Here is a 16,217-nt window from a genome sequence, read left to right as displayed (position 1 = left end):
GAACGAAGACGGGACCAACCCGGGGCATGGTGACGCTTCACTGGACGGTAAACGAGGAGAACGGGAGGGTCGAAACCGTCACACTGGTCGAACTGGTGGTCGAAAACACGACGACGGTTCCCGTGAGAATTCGTATCGGGAACCGACTCGATGGTGAGATTCGACCGCCGCGACGGAACGGCGTTCCGGAAGCAGGGTGGGACGAAGGCGGGTTCGAAGGCGTCGTCGCGGCGGACGAACGGCGCGCCCTTGGCTACGCGGTAGCGACCGGTCCAAATCAAGATTCACCGCCTGCGGAAATCGTGTGGACCGAACGAGCGCCGAGGACGGAAACATCGGTGAGCGACACGGAGCGAGGGATGATCGATGGGGAACTAGAAATCGAACCGACAGCGACGGGTGTCATCCGAGCACTCGGTGATGCTCGACCACCTGCGGACGTGGTACCGATGCCACACCCGACGAAACTCCCCGACGCCGTCGAGGCGTGGCTATCGGGTATCGAGACGCGAACGGAGCGATACGAAGCCAACGAGGGAAAAATGGGGGCGAAGAATGTGAACGAGCAGACTCGTGAGCAGGAGTTGAGACGGAAACTCGAAGCCGATGGACGAACGCTCGATTCGGTTGCGAAACGGGTCGGTACAGTACGGGAACGGATTGCAGCAGCACGGGAGACGCATTCCGTCGAGAGGAAGATATGATCTTGGCGGTAACGGGAGGCAAAGGTGGCGTCGGGAAATCGACTGTCTCGTTGAATCTCGGAGCAGAACTCGGCGGTGTCGTGGTCGATGCCGACCTCGCAATGGCGGACTTGCCGACGTGCCACGGCCCGGATTTACACGACGTACTCGCCGGGCGGGCGGAGCCACTGGAGGCGATTTCGACCGTCGGTGGTGTGTCGATGCTCCCGTGTGGCCGCACGCTGGCGGGAGCGCGCGCATGTGACGTGACGGGGTTCGTCAGCGCGGTAGAGCAGGTCGCCGACGAATATGACCTCGTGATAATCGACTGTCCGGCAGGGATGTCGGCCGACGCGGGACTTCCGTTGGTTGCGGCGGATAGCTGTGTCCTCGTGACGGTTCCGCGACGGTTCGCGTTGGCGGACGCGGTTCGAACGAAGGTGCTCGCGCGGGAACTCGGTGCAGGATTGTGCGGCGTCGTACTGAATCGCGTGCGGAACGATCCACCGACCGAAATCGTCGAACGGACGCTCGGCGCGCCAGTGACGACGCTCCCGGAATCGACCGTGATTGCGGACGCACAGCGGCACGGCCGCCCTGTAGCAACCGCTACGCCGGAAAGCGATACAAGAGAACGGTTCGCGGAACTCGGACGGGTGATTTACTCCCGGAGGTCGTGATACGTCGAGCGGAGCGTGACGGGCGTTACGTCGGCGACTTCTGCGGCGGCACGTTGGGTGACACGTTCGTCACAGTTGCGGGCCGCTGCGTAGAGACACGCGGCGGCCACACCGCTGGGATTGCGACCGCTGATGAGGTCCTTCCGTTCCGCCTTCGTGACGAGCGTTTCGGCGCGTCGTTCGCTCTCCATCGAGAGGTCGAGTCGACTGGCGAATCGCGGCAGGTACTCGCGCGGGTCGATCGGACCGATGGGGAGACCAAGTTCTCGGTTCAGTGCGTCGTAGGCCGCAGTCAGTTCCGAGCGGTCGGCGCGGGCACGCTCGACGATTTCGTCCAGCGTACGGGAGACGGCCGACGTTCGGCACGTCGCGTACACCGCCGCAGAGGCGAAGCCCTCTATCGAACGCCCGCGAAGCAGGTCTTCACCTTGCGCGGATTCGAACAGCACGCAAGCGCGGTCGCGGATGTTCGCGGACAGTTGGAGCGCACCGACGAGCCGACGGATTTCGGTGAAGCCGTAGACGCGATTTCGCTCGGCCTTGGAGGAGATTCGGGCGCGGTTGTGCTGGCGACGCATGCGCATCACGCGGCGTCGTTTGCGGCCCGTCAGCCGGACGCTGCTGTTTTTGTATCCGATCTCGGTCGTCAGTCCCCGGTCGTGGCGGGAACGCGTGAGCGGCGCGCCAGTGCGCTTACGGTCGGTGTCGTCGTCGTCGAACGACCGCCACTCCGGGCCACGGTCGAGGTTGTCCTCGGCGACGACGAGGCCGCATTCGGTGCAGACGGTTTCCGAACCGCGCGTGCGGACTCGGCTATGACATTCGGGACACGCTTCAGTGAGGTGTTGTGTCGTACTCATCACAAGTGAAACTTCGTCCGAGATGGTATTTAAACGAACGTCGAATTCGGGAAACGAACCCGATTTGGACGGGAGGAACGTACCGGTTACCGGTACGTTGCGGGACGTAATTACCAAATATGATACTTGTCACAAACGTTAAAGTCGAGGGAGGGACGAGGAGTACACATGGCGCTGTCGGATATCGCCGCCGGGCTTGAGGTCACGGCCAAGCAGAAGAATCACGGCGTCGCAACCGTGGATGACACGGAACGGGACCTCCACGATCGGTTGGCGGCGTTCAGTGATGCGTTGCCGTGCGAGACGGAAATGGCGGTATGCATCGTGGAAGCACACGCTGCGGGAGCATCGGTCGGTGAAAGCGCTCGGCGTGCTGGTGTCGCCCCCATGACGGCGGCAAAGACGCTTCACTTGCTCGGCGTGAACGGGGTTTCCCCACTCTCGTCGATGGGTCACGAACTCGTTCGGGACTGGCTTTCAGCGAACCTCTCCCGGTCGGAAGCGTTCACGCTCTCGGGAGCGAGCGAAACCGAGTTCGCACTGGCGACGTTCATCGAAACGCACGAGCCGCTGGACGGAGCGGCGGAAACGGTCGAAAGCGCGTTGGCGCTCGACAGACACGCTAGCGTGGAAAAGAGGGACGTGTTAGCCGAGACGATGAGCGACGTCGGCGACTTGCTGTGAGAATCCGCTGGCGATCCGTTCGACGATGGAATTATTGCCGGAGTGACTCCGGAAGGTAGTCGTCCGGGTCGATGTCGAGCAATCCCTCCTCCGGAAATTCGACATCGAGCGACGTGTCGAACACGGCTTCAGTGGCAGCGACGATTGCAGGTGAAAACGAGGTGTCGAGTTCGGGCGCGCTCGCTGGAATCGATTCGACTGTGGTTGCGTCGTCCCTCGGAATCGTCGGAACATCACCCAAATAGTCCTCGTCCGGGGATTCGACGCGATTGGCGAGGATGGTGTCCGCGTCCGTGCCGAGGTCGGCGAGACGGCCGCGAATTCCCTGAACTGCATCCGCTCCGCGTCGGGACGCCGGGGCGACGACGGCGACGGTGTCAGCCGCGTTGACGGCCGCGACAGCTTGGTTCCCGGCGACAGGAGGAGTATCGATGATGACGTGATCGAAGTCGTCGCAGGCCCGTTCGACGAGTGTTTCCAACGCTTGAGCGGCGTCTACAGTTTTGGCGCGAGCGATGCGTTCGAAGGGTGCATACGCTGGACACAGTGAGAGCCGACCTGTGGTTTCGACCGGATGGTCGATGAGCGCGTCGGAGAACTCCCCGTCCGTTCCGTGGTCGTCGTCGATCAGCAGTGCGGTGATGTCGGTATCGATGCGATCGGGAACGTAGCGAGACAATCCTTGCGTGCCGAAGGCGGCATCCAGAATTACCACGTCGTGTCCGACGTGAGAGAGGATGGCGGCCGTTTCGAGACAGAGGCGTGTGGTCCCTGCTCCACCGGTCGCACCGACGAATGCGGCAGTTCGTTTCACGTGTTCGAATCGAAATATATCCGTAATGGTATAAAAAGATACAGTTATTGACTGCCGCTGATGTCGTCGGCGATCTCGTCTAGTTCATCGTCGGAGAGGTCCGGGCGGTCCCCCGCGACGGCGTGGATCGGCTTGCCGCCGTCGTCCTCGAACCGCGGGATGATGTGTCCGTGGATGTGCGGAACCTCCTGTCCCGATGCTTCCCCGTTGTTGAACGCGACGTTACTCGCATCGGCGTCCACTGCGGTCTCGACGGCGGGCGTGAGTTCGTGGAGCGCCGAAAAGAGGTCCATTGCTGTGTCCTCGGGGAGGTCACCCAACGTCTCGTAGTGGTCCTTCGTGATGACGAGCGTGTGGCCCGGCGCGAGCGGGTTCACGTCGAGGAACGCGAGGACGGAGTCGTCCTCGTACACGGTTTTACTCGGGATGTCTCCGGCGACGATCTGACAGAAGATGCAATCGTTCGGCATATCTCCCTAATTGTGGGTCGGGATGATGAAAGTTGAGGCTTGAAGGGATCAGTCCCGCAGTTGGAGCAGTTGTTGGCGACGCGATTCGATGTCGAAATTCGGTTGCAGTTCCGGGTCGTCAGCGAGTCGGTCGAGGACGAGCAGTGGATCGACTCCGTTCGCTTCCACGTAGTCGAACAGCGCGTCGATATGCTGACGATGGAGCGCGAGCGAGGAGAGGAAAGCGGTTGCGAGAGCCATCGCTGCGGCCGTGTTCGGGTCGTCCGGGAGTTCGTCGCTGATCGTGGCGTAGTTCGACGGTTCCGCTTCGGGGTCGTCGGTCGGTTCGAAGGCGAGACAACGCGTACAGAGGAGGACTGAATCCGATCGGAACGGAACGTTCTCACGGAGTTCGGACGGGACGGCGAAGGATCGTCGCTCGCCATCACACTCGGGACATTCCATACGAAACGACACTCGTTCGATCCCCAAAAGGATGGCAGATTTTACTCGACAGTGTCACGTTTCGAGACGAAGAGAGAACGGTGTCGTGGGACTCAGGGCGACGGCGGGGTTTCTTGTCTGTCACTCGCTTCGTCGGTGACGTTTATCGGAATCCCCTCGTTGCTGTTTTCGCCGAATCCGGCGCTGAGGATTCGGGTGAGGGCGTCCTCGACGGTTTCGTCCGTCTCGGTGATCTCGGACGGTTCGACTTCGATGACGAATCCGGTCGTGATGTTCGGGGCAGTCGGCAAGAAGAGGAGTTCGCGGCCGTCTTCGGCTTGTTTCCCGGTTTTGAACGCGGTCATGCGGAGACCGTTCCACGTCTCGATTTTGACGGGTTTCTGGAGTTGGTTGGTGTCGGAAAGCGCGGTTTCGGCGGCCATCTTCGATGCGTTGTAGACGATCCGAAGACCGGGGACACGGTTCATGATGCCGTCGATGGTGTTTTCCATAACGCTTCCCAGCGTCGTCCGCATGAGATAGCCGATGCTGAAGACGAGCGCGGTGAACACGGCGAGAACGATGCCGACGCGGACGAGAACGCCGGGAATAGTGATGGCTCCACCGAAGTAAGCGAAGCTGCTAAGGCCCACCAGGAACGGCAACCCGGCGATTTTCATGAACAGCCACGCGATGATATACGCAGAGACCAATAGGGGGGCCAAAACGATGAGACCGCTGGCGGCGTCACGTTTCCACGAAGACATTTGGGTGTAGCGTTTGGTTGCAGGAATATAAACTAGTTGCAACGTTTTTGACTATCTGCCGAGGACAGCACGCGCCGCGAACAACAGGTTCTCCTTACGTTCCATCACACGGCGGTAGAAATACGACATCCATTTGCCACCGTACGGAACGTACTGCCAGACTTCGTACTCCTGTGCGAGTTCGTACTGTGCGTCGTCGCGCACACCCATCAGCATCTGGATTTCGAAGTCCGTACCGTGTTCCTCGTGGAGTTCCTTCGCGTACTCTATCATCGCGGGGTCGTGGCTTCCGACGGCGATTCCGTCGTCGAACTCCTCGAACATGAACTCCAGATATTCGCGGTAGGCGGCGTTGACGCGCTCTTTTTGCTTGTACGCGAGTTCCGGCGGTTCGTCGTAGGCACCTTTTACCAGTCGGACTTTGCCGGGGAGGTCGGCGAGGCGTTCGAGGTCCTTTTCTGTTCGTTTGAGGTTCGCCTGCACACAGACACCGATGCCACCGTCGTGTTCGCGGGTGAGGTCTTCGAAGATGTCGAGGGTCGCGTCGGTCGTCGTGTGGTCTTCCATGTCTATCCAGACGAACGTGTCGTCGGCCGCGTCCGCGATTCGCTCCATGTTCTCGTGGTAGACGTTCGTACCGACGTCCAAGCCGACCTGCGACGGTTTGACCGAAACGCAAGCCGAGAGGTCCGAGCGCTCGATGTCTTCGAGCAGTTGAAGATACACCTCGGCGTCCTCGTCCGCCGGACCCCGTTCGTGGTAGTGCTCGCCGAGGAGGTTCAGGATAACGCTAACGTTCCGCTGATTCAGATCCCGCGTGTATTCCAGCGCCTCCGCTGGCGTTTCACCAGCCACGAACCGACTGGCAATCGGTGGTATCATGGCTTGTACTTTGAGCCCCCGTACCTTATCATTGTATATTGTACTCACGGCAACTACCGGAATCCACCGCCATCGATTCCGCTCCAGACCATGGAGACTTAAGACCCGGAGAGTATCTATCCCGATATGACTGGTTCCGGCGTGGACGTGTTCGAAACCATCGTCGTCGCGGTGTGGGCGATGTTGCCCGCCTACGTGCCGAACAACTTCGCAGTGCTCGCGGGCGGCGGTGCGCCTATCGACGGCGGACGGACGTGGAACGGCAAGCGACTGCTCGGCGACGGTAAGACGTGGCGCGGAACGGCCACGGGAATCGTCGCCGGAGCGATATTGGCGCTGATCCTCAACGCGATTCATTCCCCCGTGGCGAGTGCGCTGGGCGTGGCTCTTCCCGACCAATTTCCTCCCGCCGCCATCATCGCCCTCCCTGCGGGTGCGATGCTGGGGGACATGACCGCGTCCTTCCTGAAACGACGGACGGGACGGGAGCGCGGCGCGGCGTTCCCGGGCATCGACCAACTCGACTTCGTCGTGATGTCGCTCCTGCTCACCCTGTTCGCCGCGCCGACGTGGACCACGAAGACGTTCACACTCCCCGTCCTCGTCGTCGTGTTCGTGTTGACGCCGCTCCTCCACCTCGTGACGAACGGCATCGCGTACGCGCTCGGACTCAAGAACGAACCGTGGTAGGGACGAACCGACCGTGAGAGCGCCGGAAAAGTACTACTTTTAACCCGCCTCGCCGCCCCGACTCGCACATGGCGAATCAGGAACTCATCGAGGCCTTGCGTGCGGCGGACGCCGTCCAGTACGGCGAATTCGAACTCTCCCACGGCGGGACGAGCGACTACTACGTGGACAAATACCTCTTCGAGACCGACCCGCACTGTCTCTCGCTCATCGCGGAAGCCTTCGCGGAGCGCCTCGACGGGACGAAATTGGCGGGCGTGGCTCTCGGTGCGGTTCCGCTCGTGGCCGTGACGAGCGTCGAGACGGACACTCCCTACGTCATCGCTCGAAAGAAACAGAAGGAGTACGGCACGGCCAACCTCGTCGAAGGCCGACTGGACGAGGGCGAGGAAGTCGTCGTTCTCGAAGACATCGTCACGACGGGACAGAGCGCGGTCGACGCCGTGGAGGCCCTGCGCGACGCCGGTGCAGAAGTGAACAAAATCCTCGTCGTCGTTGACCGGGAGGAAGGCGGCCGCGAGAATCTGGCCGACGCGGACGTCGAGATGGAAGCGCTCCTCTCGGCGAGCGACCTGCTCGCCGGAAGCGATTCGGACGAGTGAACGACTCGGAGGAAGTGTCGCTTCGTCCGGTGAATCCGGCGAGGAAAGACGACCCTACTTGAATTGCTTTCGTATTGTGCCAGCCGATTTTTTAAGTGAACCACCAATGAAATCCCATGTCACTACGAAGCCACGCGAGCGTCTCGCTCATCATCTCCGGTATCGTCTCGTTTCTCATCGGTGCCGCCCCCGGCGGTTCCATGCTCTGGGGAGCGGGCCTCGTCGCCGCCGGTGTCGTCATCGGCGTGTTGCGACTCGTGTTTTGAAGCGGGACCGTCTCCGAAACGACCGCACGTCGTCGAAACGCGGCCAGAATCCCGTGACAATCGATGAAGAATTGATCTTTATCTGATAGATAGAACGGCCACGAATATCACAACCATAACACTCCAGACAAATCCGTTCACGAACCGCCGTGACAGCTCTCGTGGCGGTCTCGGTGGAACGACCACGAAAGATAATCCTTTTGCGCCTACCCCGAGAATCATCATGATATGGCAGACGAGGTTAAAAAAGGCTTGGAGGGCGTTGTCGTTGCGGAGTCAGCACTGAGTCACATCAATGGTGACGAAGGAAAGCTCATCTACCGTGGCTACACGATAGAAGACCTCGCTCGTGGCGCGAGTTACGAGGAAGTCTTGTATCTCCTTTGGCACGGTGAACTGCCGACTCGTGACGAGCTCGACGCGTTCAGCGACGAGATGTCCGAGGCGCGCGATGTGGACGATGGCGTCATGGAGACCGTCCGCGAACTCGCCGAATCGGACTCGGAACCGATGGGAGCGCTCCGTACCGCCGTCTCGATGCTGGCGACGTACGACCCCGACGATGCCGAAAGCGACCCGGCAGACCGCGAGGCGAACCTCCGGAAGGGTCGTCGTATCACCGCGAAAGTCCCGACCATTCTCGCGGCGTTCGCGCGCATCCGAAACGGGGACGAACCGGTCGAACCCCGGACCGACCTCGGACACGCGGCGAACTTCCTCTACATGCTCAACGACGAGGAACCGGACGACGTGCTCGCGGACGTGTTCGACCAAGCGCTCGTGCTCCACGCGGACCACGGCCTGAACGCCTCGACGTTCTCGGCGATGGTCACGGCGAGCACGCTCGCGGACCTGCACAGCGCCGTGACGAGCGCTATCGGAACGCTCTCCGGTTCGCTTCACGGCGGCGCGAACGCCAACGTCATGCGGATGCTGAAGGAGGTCGACGACAGCGACCGGGGTGCCACCGAGTGGATCGACAACGCACTCGACGAGGGACGACGCGTCGCTGGCTTCGGCCACCGCGTCTACAACGTGAAGGACCCCCGCGCGAAAATCCTCAGCGAGCAGAGCGAGGAACTCGGCGAGGCCGCAGGCGACACGAAATGGTACGAGATGTCCGTCGCCATCGAGGAGTACATAAAAGAGGAGAAGGGCCTCGCGCCGAACGTGGACTTCTACTCGGCATCGACGTACTACCAGATGGGAATCCCCATCGACATCTACACGCCCATCTTCGCGCTCTCGCGTGTCGGTGGCTGGATCGCACACGTGCTGGAGCAGTACGACGACAACCGCCTCATCCGCCCACGTGCGAAGTACATCGGCGACAAGGACCTCGAATTCGTCCCCATCGACGAGCGATAAGACGGGTCGACGATCGCTGACGACGCGCAGACATCACGCAGATATCGCGCCGGTTACCGATTTGCGGATACCTTTTCGAGATGGATGACTTCGACCAGTAACCACAGTGGTCGTCGCTCGGACGGCGAACCGTCAATGAGCGGTCGATGGTCACAGTGGTCACTCCCGAAGCAAGCGGTCTATCGGTATGGACGGTATCGTCGAGAACGGTTAATCGTCGAGAAGACTGTTGAGCATCCGGTCGACGTGGGCGACTTCTTCCTGGACGACACCGTGTCCCATCCCATCGAAGATGCGCTCGGTAACGGAACCGTCCAATCCCGTCAGTACCTCCTCGGTTTCGTTAACACGCTCCACGGGGATATGTGGATCACGGTCGCCACAGCCGAGGTAGACGAGAGTGCCGTCGAGCGAGCCTTCGTACTCGCGTGGTGTGCCTTCCGGTCCGATGAGACCACCGCTGAACGCTGCGACGCCACCGTACTCGCGTGCGTTCCGCGCGACGAACTCGCTCGCCAAACAAGCGCCCTGTGAGAACCCGAGCAAGAACGTCCGGTCCGACGATATCCCGGCGGATTCGACGTCGGAAGCTATCGTTCCGAGGAGTTCCAACGCAGACGAGAGATGTGGTTGGTTCGATTCGAGCGGTGCGAGAAACGACTGCGGATACCACGTGTTGTGTGCTGCTTGTGGCGCGATGAACGCGACTTCGTCGTACTCGAACTCGTTCGCGAGTTCGAGAATACTTCGAGCGGTTGCACCCCGACCGTGGACCAGCACCATCGCCGCCGTTGCATCGGGAAGCGGCGCACCCGAGGTGACGACGGGTTGCCCCGCGTGCGGGCCATCGATACCGGTCGTATCGAAATTCGAGTCGGTCATATGGGATGACTATTGTTCTCAATCGTCCTACCACTTTCCCTTTTTCAGATTTCGGTAGTAACCATCGTGAACGGCGAAGCTAGCCAGCAGGACTAACTCACGATTCTCCGTGGACCACCTCATGAGGGTATTCGTCTATGGGACGTTGACCGACCCCGACCGTGCAGGGGCCGTGGTCGAGCAGTTCGAATTCGTCGGAGAGGCCACACTCGTCGGGTTACATCGCGTCGAAGGGCGCTATCCGACGCTCGTCCCGGGTGGCGTGACGGAGGGGCGATTGCTAGAGACGAGCGACATCCAAGCCATGGACAACTACGAGGGAGTGTCACATGGTCTCTACTGCCGGGTTCAGGTTCAGGACGGAATCAACGTGTACGTGGGTGACCCGGCGAAACTCGACGTCGAAGAGCCGATTTCGTGGCCGGGGAATGATGCGTTCGAAAGCCGAGTTCGGCGGTTCATAGGGGAGCAAAATGTCCACGTGCGAACGACCAAATGATTTATGTACGACGACCGTCAGACGTCGGTGTCTGCCAATCGTCAGACAACGGGATCTCCTCGCTGCTTGCTACCGATTTCACTTTCACCCTACCCACCGTGTCTTTAAGTAGTCTGGGTGGTTCTTTTCGGACGCGGTTACACGCTCCGCGCTCCCATTCTTTCCCCTTTCAACCGGCGAGTGATGACGATACAGTGACATGGGAGTCATCACTATAAAAACGGCGTAAAACGAACGTCTCAATCGTCCACGGTACCGCTGATGTCCCGCACTGCGCGCTGGGTCATACCGTCGGTTGTGCGGTAGTAGTAGTACGCACCGAATCCAACCGCGGCGACACAGTTCGAGATGGTGACGGCCCAGAAGACGGCATGTACGTCGTAGTGAAGCCAGAAAACACCGATAACAGCGATCGGGAGGCGAATCACCCAGTATTTGATCATATCGGCGATCATCGTCGTTTTGGTCTCGCGGATACCGTTGAACCCGGCACTGAAGACATTCATCGCGCCGATTGCCCAGTAGCCGAAGACGAGGATTCGAAGGTAATCGACCGTGAGCTGGTACGCAGCCGGGGAGATATCGGGGACGAACAAGTTCGTCAGAAGACCGGGTATAAACCACTGAATCACGCCGATTATCGAAAGACCGACCACGGAGACGGCGACGCCGACCCACGTCGTCCTGTTCGCGCGCATGGGATTCTCGGCACCGATGTTTTGTCCGATGATGCTCTGAGCGGCTTTTTTGAAGCTACCCGCCGGGATGAACGCGATGCTGGAGATGGTCGCACCGATGGTGTATGCGGAGACGGCCGCAGGACCACCGACGGCTGTGACGACACCGATAATGAGAACGCGAACGGCCTGTCCAGCGGCCTGCTGACCGAACATGGGGATGCCGATATCCAATAACTCCCGGTACTTTTCCACTCGAACGACCATCGATTCCCGTGTGAGCGTGTAACCGTTCCGGCCACGGATCATCATGCCGAGTCCCAAGAGGAACGAACAACCGTATCCGATGGCCGAAGCCAACGCAGCGCCGGCGATGTTCCATCCATGGAAGTTCGGGATACCGGTACCGAAGATCAGAATCGGGTCGAGAATCACGTTGACGACGACTGCCATGGCGTTGATATAAAGCGCAGCGCGTGAGTCACCCCACCCGATAAACCCCGCCTCGATGGAGTCGCTCATCCCGATAAACGAAAAACCGAACGAGAAGACGAGAAGATACGTGAAGGCTTGCGACGCGACGTCGGGTTCGGCACCGAACAGATCGATAAAACTTCTACCGAATACGAATACGAGAGCGGTAAGGGAGACACCAAAGGCCAGTCCGAGTGATATGCCATGAAACGCTGCCCTTCTGGCGAGCGATTGTTCGTCCGCTCCGACATGCTGGGAGACGAGAACCTGTGTTCCGACGAATGAGATCATGAAAACCGAAAACAGGAGCGACGTCAGGGGGAAATTTATCCCGACAGCGGCAACTGAATTTTCTCCGAGTCGACCAAGCCAAAAAATATCGGCGATCTGTTGAACGACTTGGACGAGACTCTGCATAATAAGCGGTGCAGAGAGCAAGAGGAGGGCCCGTACCAGGGATCCCTCGGTGATTTCCTCCCGTGAAACATTTAGCATGGTTTATCCCGTTATATGAGTTATAAAATCTTGATAGTATTTATAGATATTGCAGCAAAAGGATATAAAAGAAGAACGCGGAGAGCCGAAATCGTTACTCGGTTTGTTGTGGTTCCGTCTGCTGTGCTGTTTGCTGTCGTGCCCGTCTGTTCGCACGACCGATTTTATAACTGGTGTAGATGAAATACAGTCCCGCGAGACCGACAACGACGTAGATGAGGTCCGCAACGATTTGAGCGACGTTGGGCAAGAACAATAGCCCCATCACCCAACGGACGACGTTGATTCGTGCGCCCGTCAAACCGGTGATTCCGAGGATTCCCCAATTGAGCGCACCGATGATGACGAGGAGCATACTGAACCAATCCAATCCGTTCGTCCGCATGCCGCCGCTGGACTGTGTGTCGCGATTCGTAGCCATAGCGAAACTACTAGGAAGAGCAAAGACATTGTTATTTGCTACTTGTCACACGGGTGTGCACGGTATTCGAACGTTTCCATCCCGAAAACGGAGAATAGACGGACACGATAGCCGAATACGCATGGTCCCCGGACGATACCCTATCCTTTTGTCGTGGGGGACCCAACCCGTTGGTAATGAGTGGGCGGCGCAAACCCGACTGGTTGAAGATGCGACCTCCGTCGGGACAGGAGTTCACGGGAATCAAACAAACGCTCCGGGAGCACGATTTGCACACGGTTTGTGAAGAGGCAAACTGCCCGAACCTCGGGGAGTGCTGGAGCGGAAGAGGTAGCGAGGGCGGCGGGACGGCCACCTTCATGCTGATGGGTCACAAGTGCACCCGCAGTTGTGGCTTTTGCGACGTCGACACCGGGGGCGGTGAACCGCTCGACCCGAACGAACCGGCAAACGTGGCGAGCGCCATCGCGGAGATCGGTCTCGATTACGTGGTGCTCACGTCCGTCGACCGCGACGACCTCGAAGGGCAGGGTGCCGAACACTTCGCACAGACGATTCGGGAGATCAAGAAACGCCATCCCGGAATCCTCGTGGAAGTACTGATCCCGGACTTCCAAGGCGAAGAGGAACTCGTTCGGAAGATAATCGACGCGGACCCCGATGTGATCGCGCACAACGTCGAAACCGTAGAACGCCTGCAAGGGCACGTCCGCGACCCGCGAGCGGGGTACGAACAGAGTCTCGGCGTGCTCGAACAGGTCACGCGCGAGTCGGATATCTACACGAAGACGAGCCTGATGTTGGGTCTCGGCGAGTACGACCACGAGGTGTATCAGGCGCTTTCGGACCTACGAGAGACGGACGTCGACATCGTCACGCTCGGTCAGTATCTCCAGCCATCACGGATGCACCTCGACGTCGAGGAGTACGTACATCCGGCGAAATACAGAACCTGGCAGGAAGTCGCCGAGGAGGAACTGGAATTCCTCTACTGTGCGAGCGGCCCGATGGTTCGGTCGTCGTACAAGGCAGGCGAACTGTTCGTGGATGCGATTCTCCGGGACGGGAAGAGTGTGGAGCAGGCGAGGAGGGAGGCCCGGAGGGCCTCCGTATAGTGAGCGGTGTAACCGCGAACCGCGAGGCTCAAAGAGCCTCGGTATGACGAGCGGGGGAACGACCCGCAAAGAGGACCCTGGGATTCGTTACGAATGGTGGTGGATAAGGTGGGAGATGGGGTACAAAACAGCACATCGACGGACACATCCGTGCATCTGGTAAATTTGGCCGGTACCATAAACGTCCAGCATTCTAGTTTAATTCGGGAAGAAATGGGAAATTGGGAAATTTTACTACACATTGGAGGACAAATCTTCAAAAATAGTGTGTGAAGGAATTCCTATGGGAAGTTAATTACGAAAACCCTATAATGCGTGCGAGAGTTTTTTCGCATATGTCAGGATGGGTTCGATCGTGAGCATCGTACACCAAGACCCCCAGGACCGAGTACAGATACTGGATGAAGACGGCACGGTGCTGGACGGGATGGAGGTGCCGGACCTCTCCGACGAGGAACTGGTGGAAATGTACCGCCAGATGCGCCTCGCCCGTCACTTCGACGAACGAGCGGTGAGCCTCAACCGACAAGGACGGATGGGGACGTACCCGCCGCTCTCGGGGCAGGAAGGCGCACAAATCGCGAGCGTTTCCGCGCTCTCCGACGACGACTGGATGTTTCCGAGTTACCGTGAACACGGTGCGGCACTCGTCCGTGGTCTCTCGCTCAAACAGACCATGCTCTACTGGATGGGCCACGAAGCGGGCAACCGCATCCCGGACGACGCCAACATCTTCACCGTCGCGGTGCCAATCGCCACGCAAATCCCGCACGCGACCGGCGCGGCGTGGGCCTCGAAGCTCAAAGGCGAAGACAAAGCCTTCCTCTGTTACTTCGGTGACGGCGCGACGAGCGAGGGCGACTTCCACGAAGGACTGAACTTTGCGGGTGTCTTCGACACCCCATCGGTTTTCTTCTGTAACAACAACCAGTGGGCGATTTCGGTGCCGCGCGAGCGCCAGACCGCGAGTGCGACCATCGCCCAGAAGGCACAGGCCTACGGCTTCGAAGGCGTCCAGGTCGATGGGATGGACCCCCTCGCCGTCTACAAGGTGACGAAGGAAGCCGTCGAGAAGGCCAAGAACCCCAGCGAAGGCGAACGGCGACCGACGCTCATCGAAGCGGTTCAGTATCGTTTCGGTGCCCACACGACCGCCGACGACCCGACCGTCTACCGTGACGACGACAAAGTCGCGGAGTGGAAGAAGAAGGATCCGATCCCGCGGATGGAGAAGTTCCTCCTGAACACTGGTCGATTGGACGAGTCGGACGTCGAGGAAATCGGCGAGGGCGTCAAACAAGACGTTGCTGACGCGATCGACGCGGCCGAAGCCGTCGAACGCCCGGACGCCGTGGAGATATTCAACAACGTCTACGCGGAGATGCCACGGCGGCTTCGCGAACAGATGGAATCGTTCAAGCATCTCCGAGAGCAGTACGGAGACGAAACGCTTCTGGAGGAGTAAATTATGAGTCAGGCAACTACCGAATCGGAAAATCTCACGCTCGTGCAGGCAGTCCGCGACGGGCTGTACACTGAAATGAAGCAGGACGAGGACGTCGTCGTGATGGGTGAGGACGTCGGGAAGAACGGCGGCGTGTTCCGCGCCACCGAGGGGCTCTACGATGAGTTCGGCGACGACCGGGTCATCGACACGCCGCTCGCGGAGTCCGGCATCGTCGGAACCGCCATCGGAATGGCCGCATACGGCCTGAAACCCGTCCCGGAACTGCAGTTCTCTGGGTTCATGTACCCGGCATTCGACCAAATCGTCTCGCACGCGGCCCGTCTTCGGACGCGTTCGCGCGGCCGATTCACCTGCCCGATGGTCGTCCGTGCGCCCTACGGTGGCGGTATCCGAGCGCCGGAACATCACTCCGAGTCGATGGAGGCGTTCTACAGCCACCAGCCAGGTCTCAAAGTCGTCATGCCGAGCACCCCGTACGACACGAAGGGGCTGCTCACCTCGGCCATCCGTGACCCGGACCCGGTCATCTTCCTCGAACCGAAGCTCATCTACCGCGCGTTCCGCGACGAAGTCCCGACGGAGTCCTACGAGGTTCCGCTGGGTGAGGCCGCAGTACGCCGCGAAGGGACCGACATCTCCGTGTTCACGTGGGGTGCGATGACCCGCCCGACGATGGAAGCCGCGGAGGAGTTGGAGGACGAAATCGACGTGGAAGTCGTCGACCTTCGAACCGTTTCACCGCTCGACACGGACACCATCGTCGAGTCGTTCAAGAAGACCGGCCGCGCGGCGGTCGTCCACGAGGCACCCAAGACGGGCGGCCTCGCCGGAGAAATCGCGGCGACGATTCAGGAGGAGGCCCTGCTCTACCAGGAGGCACCCGTCGATCGCATCACCGGCTTCGACACGCCGTTCCCGCTGTACAGCCTCGAAGATTACTACCTGCCCGAGCCGACGCGCATCAAGGAAGGCATCCGCGACACGGTGAACTTCTGAC

Annotated in this window: 20 protein-coding genes; 11 read left to right on the top strand and 9 right to left on the bottom strand. The window is 59.9% G+C overall.

Annotated elements, in window-relative coordinates; genetic code table 11:
• Positions 1-26 precede the first annotated feature (26 nt).
• On the top strand, positions 27-704 hold the full coding sequence (locus tag NKF26_RS00505; protein WP_253224795.1) for a hypothetical protein: 678 nt from the start codon (positions 27-29) through the stop codon (positions 702-704).
• On the top strand, positions 701-1,363 hold the full coding sequence (locus NKF26_RS00500) for a P-loop NTPase (protein ID WP_253224794.1): 663 nt from the start codon (positions 701-703) through the stop codon (positions 1,361-1,363). The genes NKF26_RS00505 and NKF26_RS00500 overlap by 4 nt, the downstream gene beginning before the upstream one ends.
• Here NKF26_RS00500 and NKF26_RS00495 read toward each other — a convergent pair.
• Positions 1,345-2,223 (bottom strand): transcription initiation factor IIB family protein, encoded by an 879-nt coding sequence (locus NKF26_RS00495; RefSeq protein WP_253224793.1) that lies wholly within the window; start codon positions 2,221-2,223, stop codon positions 1,345-1,347. The two genes, NKF26_RS00500 and NKF26_RS00495, sit on opposite strands and share 19 nt — an antisense overlap.
• Before the next feature lie 168 nt (positions 2,224-2,391).
• Between NKF26_RS00495 and NKF26_RS00490 the strand changes: the two genes are divergently transcribed.
• Positions 2,392-2,907 carry a hypothetical protein gene (locus tag NKF26_RS00490; RefSeq protein WP_253224792.1) on the top strand — a complete coding sequence of 172 codons (516 nt, stop codon included), beginning with the start codon at positions 2,392-2,394 and terminating at the stop codon, positions 2,905-2,907.
• Between the two features lie 31 nt (positions 2,908-2,938).
• Here the strand turns inward: NKF26_RS00490 and NKF26_RS00485 are convergent, their stop codons facing one another.
• The 5 genes from NKF26_RS00485 to NKF26_RS00465 all read right to left on the bottom strand — a co-directional run bounded on the left by NKF26_RS00485 (position 2,939) and on the right by NKF26_RS00465 (position 6,263).
• Positions 2,939-3,721 carry an AAA family ATPase gene (locus NKF26_RS00485; RefSeq protein WP_253224791.1) on the bottom strand — a complete coding sequence of 261 codons (783 nt, stop codon included), beginning with the start codon at positions 3,719-3,721 and terminating at the stop codon, positions 2,939-2,941.
• A 44-nt stretch (positions 3,722-3,765) separates the two neighbouring features.
• Complete coding sequence (locus NKF26_RS00480) at positions 3,766-4,191, bottom strand: HIT family protein (protein ID WP_253224790.1); 426 nt, start codon at positions 4,189-4,191, stop codon at positions 3,766-3,768.
• 48 nt (positions 4,192-4,239) lie between these two features.
• Complete coding sequence (locus NKF26_RS00475; RefSeq protein WP_253224789.1) at positions 4,240-4,635, bottom strand: DUF6276 family protein; 396 nt, start codon at positions 4,633-4,635, stop codon at positions 4,240-4,242.
• 92 nt (positions 4,636-4,727) lie between these two features.
• Positions 4,728-5,381: a DUF502 domain-containing protein gene (locus NKF26_RS00470; protein WP_253224788.1), complete on the bottom strand. Its 654-nt coding sequence runs from the start codon at positions 5,379-5,381 to the stop codon at positions 4,728-4,730.
• Between the two features lie 51 nt (positions 5,382-5,432).
• Positions 5,433-6,263 carry a proline dehydrogenase family protein gene (locus NKF26_RS00465; protein WP_253224787.1) on the bottom strand — a complete coding sequence of 277 codons (831 nt, stop codon included), beginning with the start codon at positions 6,261-6,263 and terminating at the stop codon, positions 5,433-5,435.
• 126 nt (positions 6,264-6,389) lie between these two features.
• Here NKF26_RS00465 and NKF26_RS00460 point away from each other — a divergent pair, with 126 nt between their 5' ends.
• From NKF26_RS00460 to citZ, 4 genes are all read left to right on the top strand, one after another.
• Positions 6,390-6,953 carry a CDP-2,3-bis-(O-geranylgeranyl)-sn-glycerol synthase gene (locus tag NKF26_RS00460; protein WP_256486397.1) on the top strand — a complete coding sequence of 188 codons (564 nt, stop codon included), beginning with the start codon at positions 6,390-6,392 and terminating at the stop codon, positions 6,951-6,953.
• Between the two features lie 68 nt (positions 6,954-7,021).
• Positions 7,022-7,555: an orotate phosphoribosyltransferase gene (gene pyrE / locus NKF26_RS00455; RefSeq protein WP_066139809.1), complete on the top strand. Its 534-nt coding sequence runs from the start codon at positions 7,022-7,024 to the stop codon at positions 7,553-7,555.
• Between the two features lie 116 nt (positions 7,556-7,671).
• Positions 7,672-7,821, top strand: coding sequence for a hypothetical protein (locus tag NKF26_RS00450; protein ID WP_190303682.1), 150 nt, complete (start codon positions 7,672-7,674; stop codon positions 7,819-7,821).
• Positions 7,822-8,049: 228 nt separating this feature from the next.
• On the top strand, positions 8,050-9,189 hold the full coding sequence (citZ, locus tag NKF26_RS00445; RefSeq protein WP_253224786.1) for a citrate synthase: 1,140 nt from the start codon (positions 8,050-8,052) through the stop codon (positions 9,187-9,189).
• Positions 9,190-9,399: 210 nt separating this feature from the next.
• On the opposite strand, the gene NKF26_RS00440 is transcribed toward citZ, so the two are convergent.
• Positions 9,400-10,071 (bottom strand): alpha/beta hydrolase, encoded by a 672-nt coding sequence (locus tag NKF26_RS00440; protein WP_253224785.1) that lies wholly within the window; start codon positions 10,069-10,071, stop codon positions 9,400-9,402.
• A gap of 121 nt (positions 10,072-10,192) precedes the next feature.
• Here NKF26_RS00440 and NKF26_RS00435 point away from each other — a divergent pair, with 121 nt between their 5' ends.
• Positions 10,193-10,570, top strand: coding sequence for a gamma-glutamylcyclotransferase (locus NKF26_RS00435; protein WP_253224784.1), 378 nt, complete (start codon positions 10,193-10,195; stop codon positions 10,568-10,570).
• Between the two features lie 239 nt (positions 10,571-10,809).
• Here NKF26_RS00435 and NKF26_RS00430 read toward each other — a convergent pair whose 3' ends face one another.
• Entirely contained in the window at positions 10,810-12,138 is a 1,329-nt protein-coding gene (locus NKF26_RS00430; RefSeq protein ID WP_253225574.1) for an MATE family efflux transporter, read from the bottom strand.
• Between the two features lie 172 nt (positions 12,139-12,310).
• A complete protein-coding gene (locus NKF26_RS00425; protein ID WP_066139794.1) occupies positions 12,311-12,637 on the bottom strand; it encodes a DUF378 domain-containing protein in 327 nt (108 codons plus the stop codon).
• 176 nt (positions 12,638-12,813) lie between these two features.
• On the opposite strand from NKF26_RS00425, the gene lipA reads away from it, so the two are divergent.
• The 3 genes from lipA to NKF26_RS00410 all read left to right on the top strand — a co-directional run bounded on the left by lipA (position 12,814) and on the right by NKF26_RS00410 (position 16,216).
• A complete protein-coding gene (gene lipA, locus NKF26_RS00420) occupies positions 12,814-13,752 on the top strand; it encodes a lipoyl synthase (protein ID WP_066139791.1) in 939 nt (312 codons plus the stop codon).
• A 355-nt stretch (positions 13,753-14,107) separates the two neighbouring features.
• Positions 14,108-15,217 carry a pyruvate dehydrogenase (acetyl-transferring) E1 component subunit alpha gene (gene pdhA, locus NKF26_RS00415; RefSeq protein WP_253224783.1) on the top strand — a complete coding sequence of 370 codons (1,110 nt, stop codon included), beginning with the start codon at positions 14,108-14,110 and terminating at the stop codon, positions 15,215-15,217.
• 3 nt (positions 15,218-15,220) lie between these two features.
• Positions 15,221-16,216 carry an alpha-ketoacid dehydrogenase subunit beta gene (locus tag NKF26_RS00410; RefSeq protein ID WP_253233890.1) on the top strand — a complete coding sequence of 332 codons (996 nt, stop codon included), beginning with the start codon at positions 15,221-15,223 and terminating at the stop codon, positions 16,214-16,216.
• Position 16,217: the final 1 nt, after the last annotated feature.

This window comes from Haladaptatus sp. AB618, from assembly GCF_024136965.1.
Lineage (GTDB): Archaea > Halobacteriota > Halobacteria > Halobacteriales > Haladaptataceae > Haladaptatus.
This window is presented reverse-complemented; position numbering and strand designations above follow the sequence as displayed.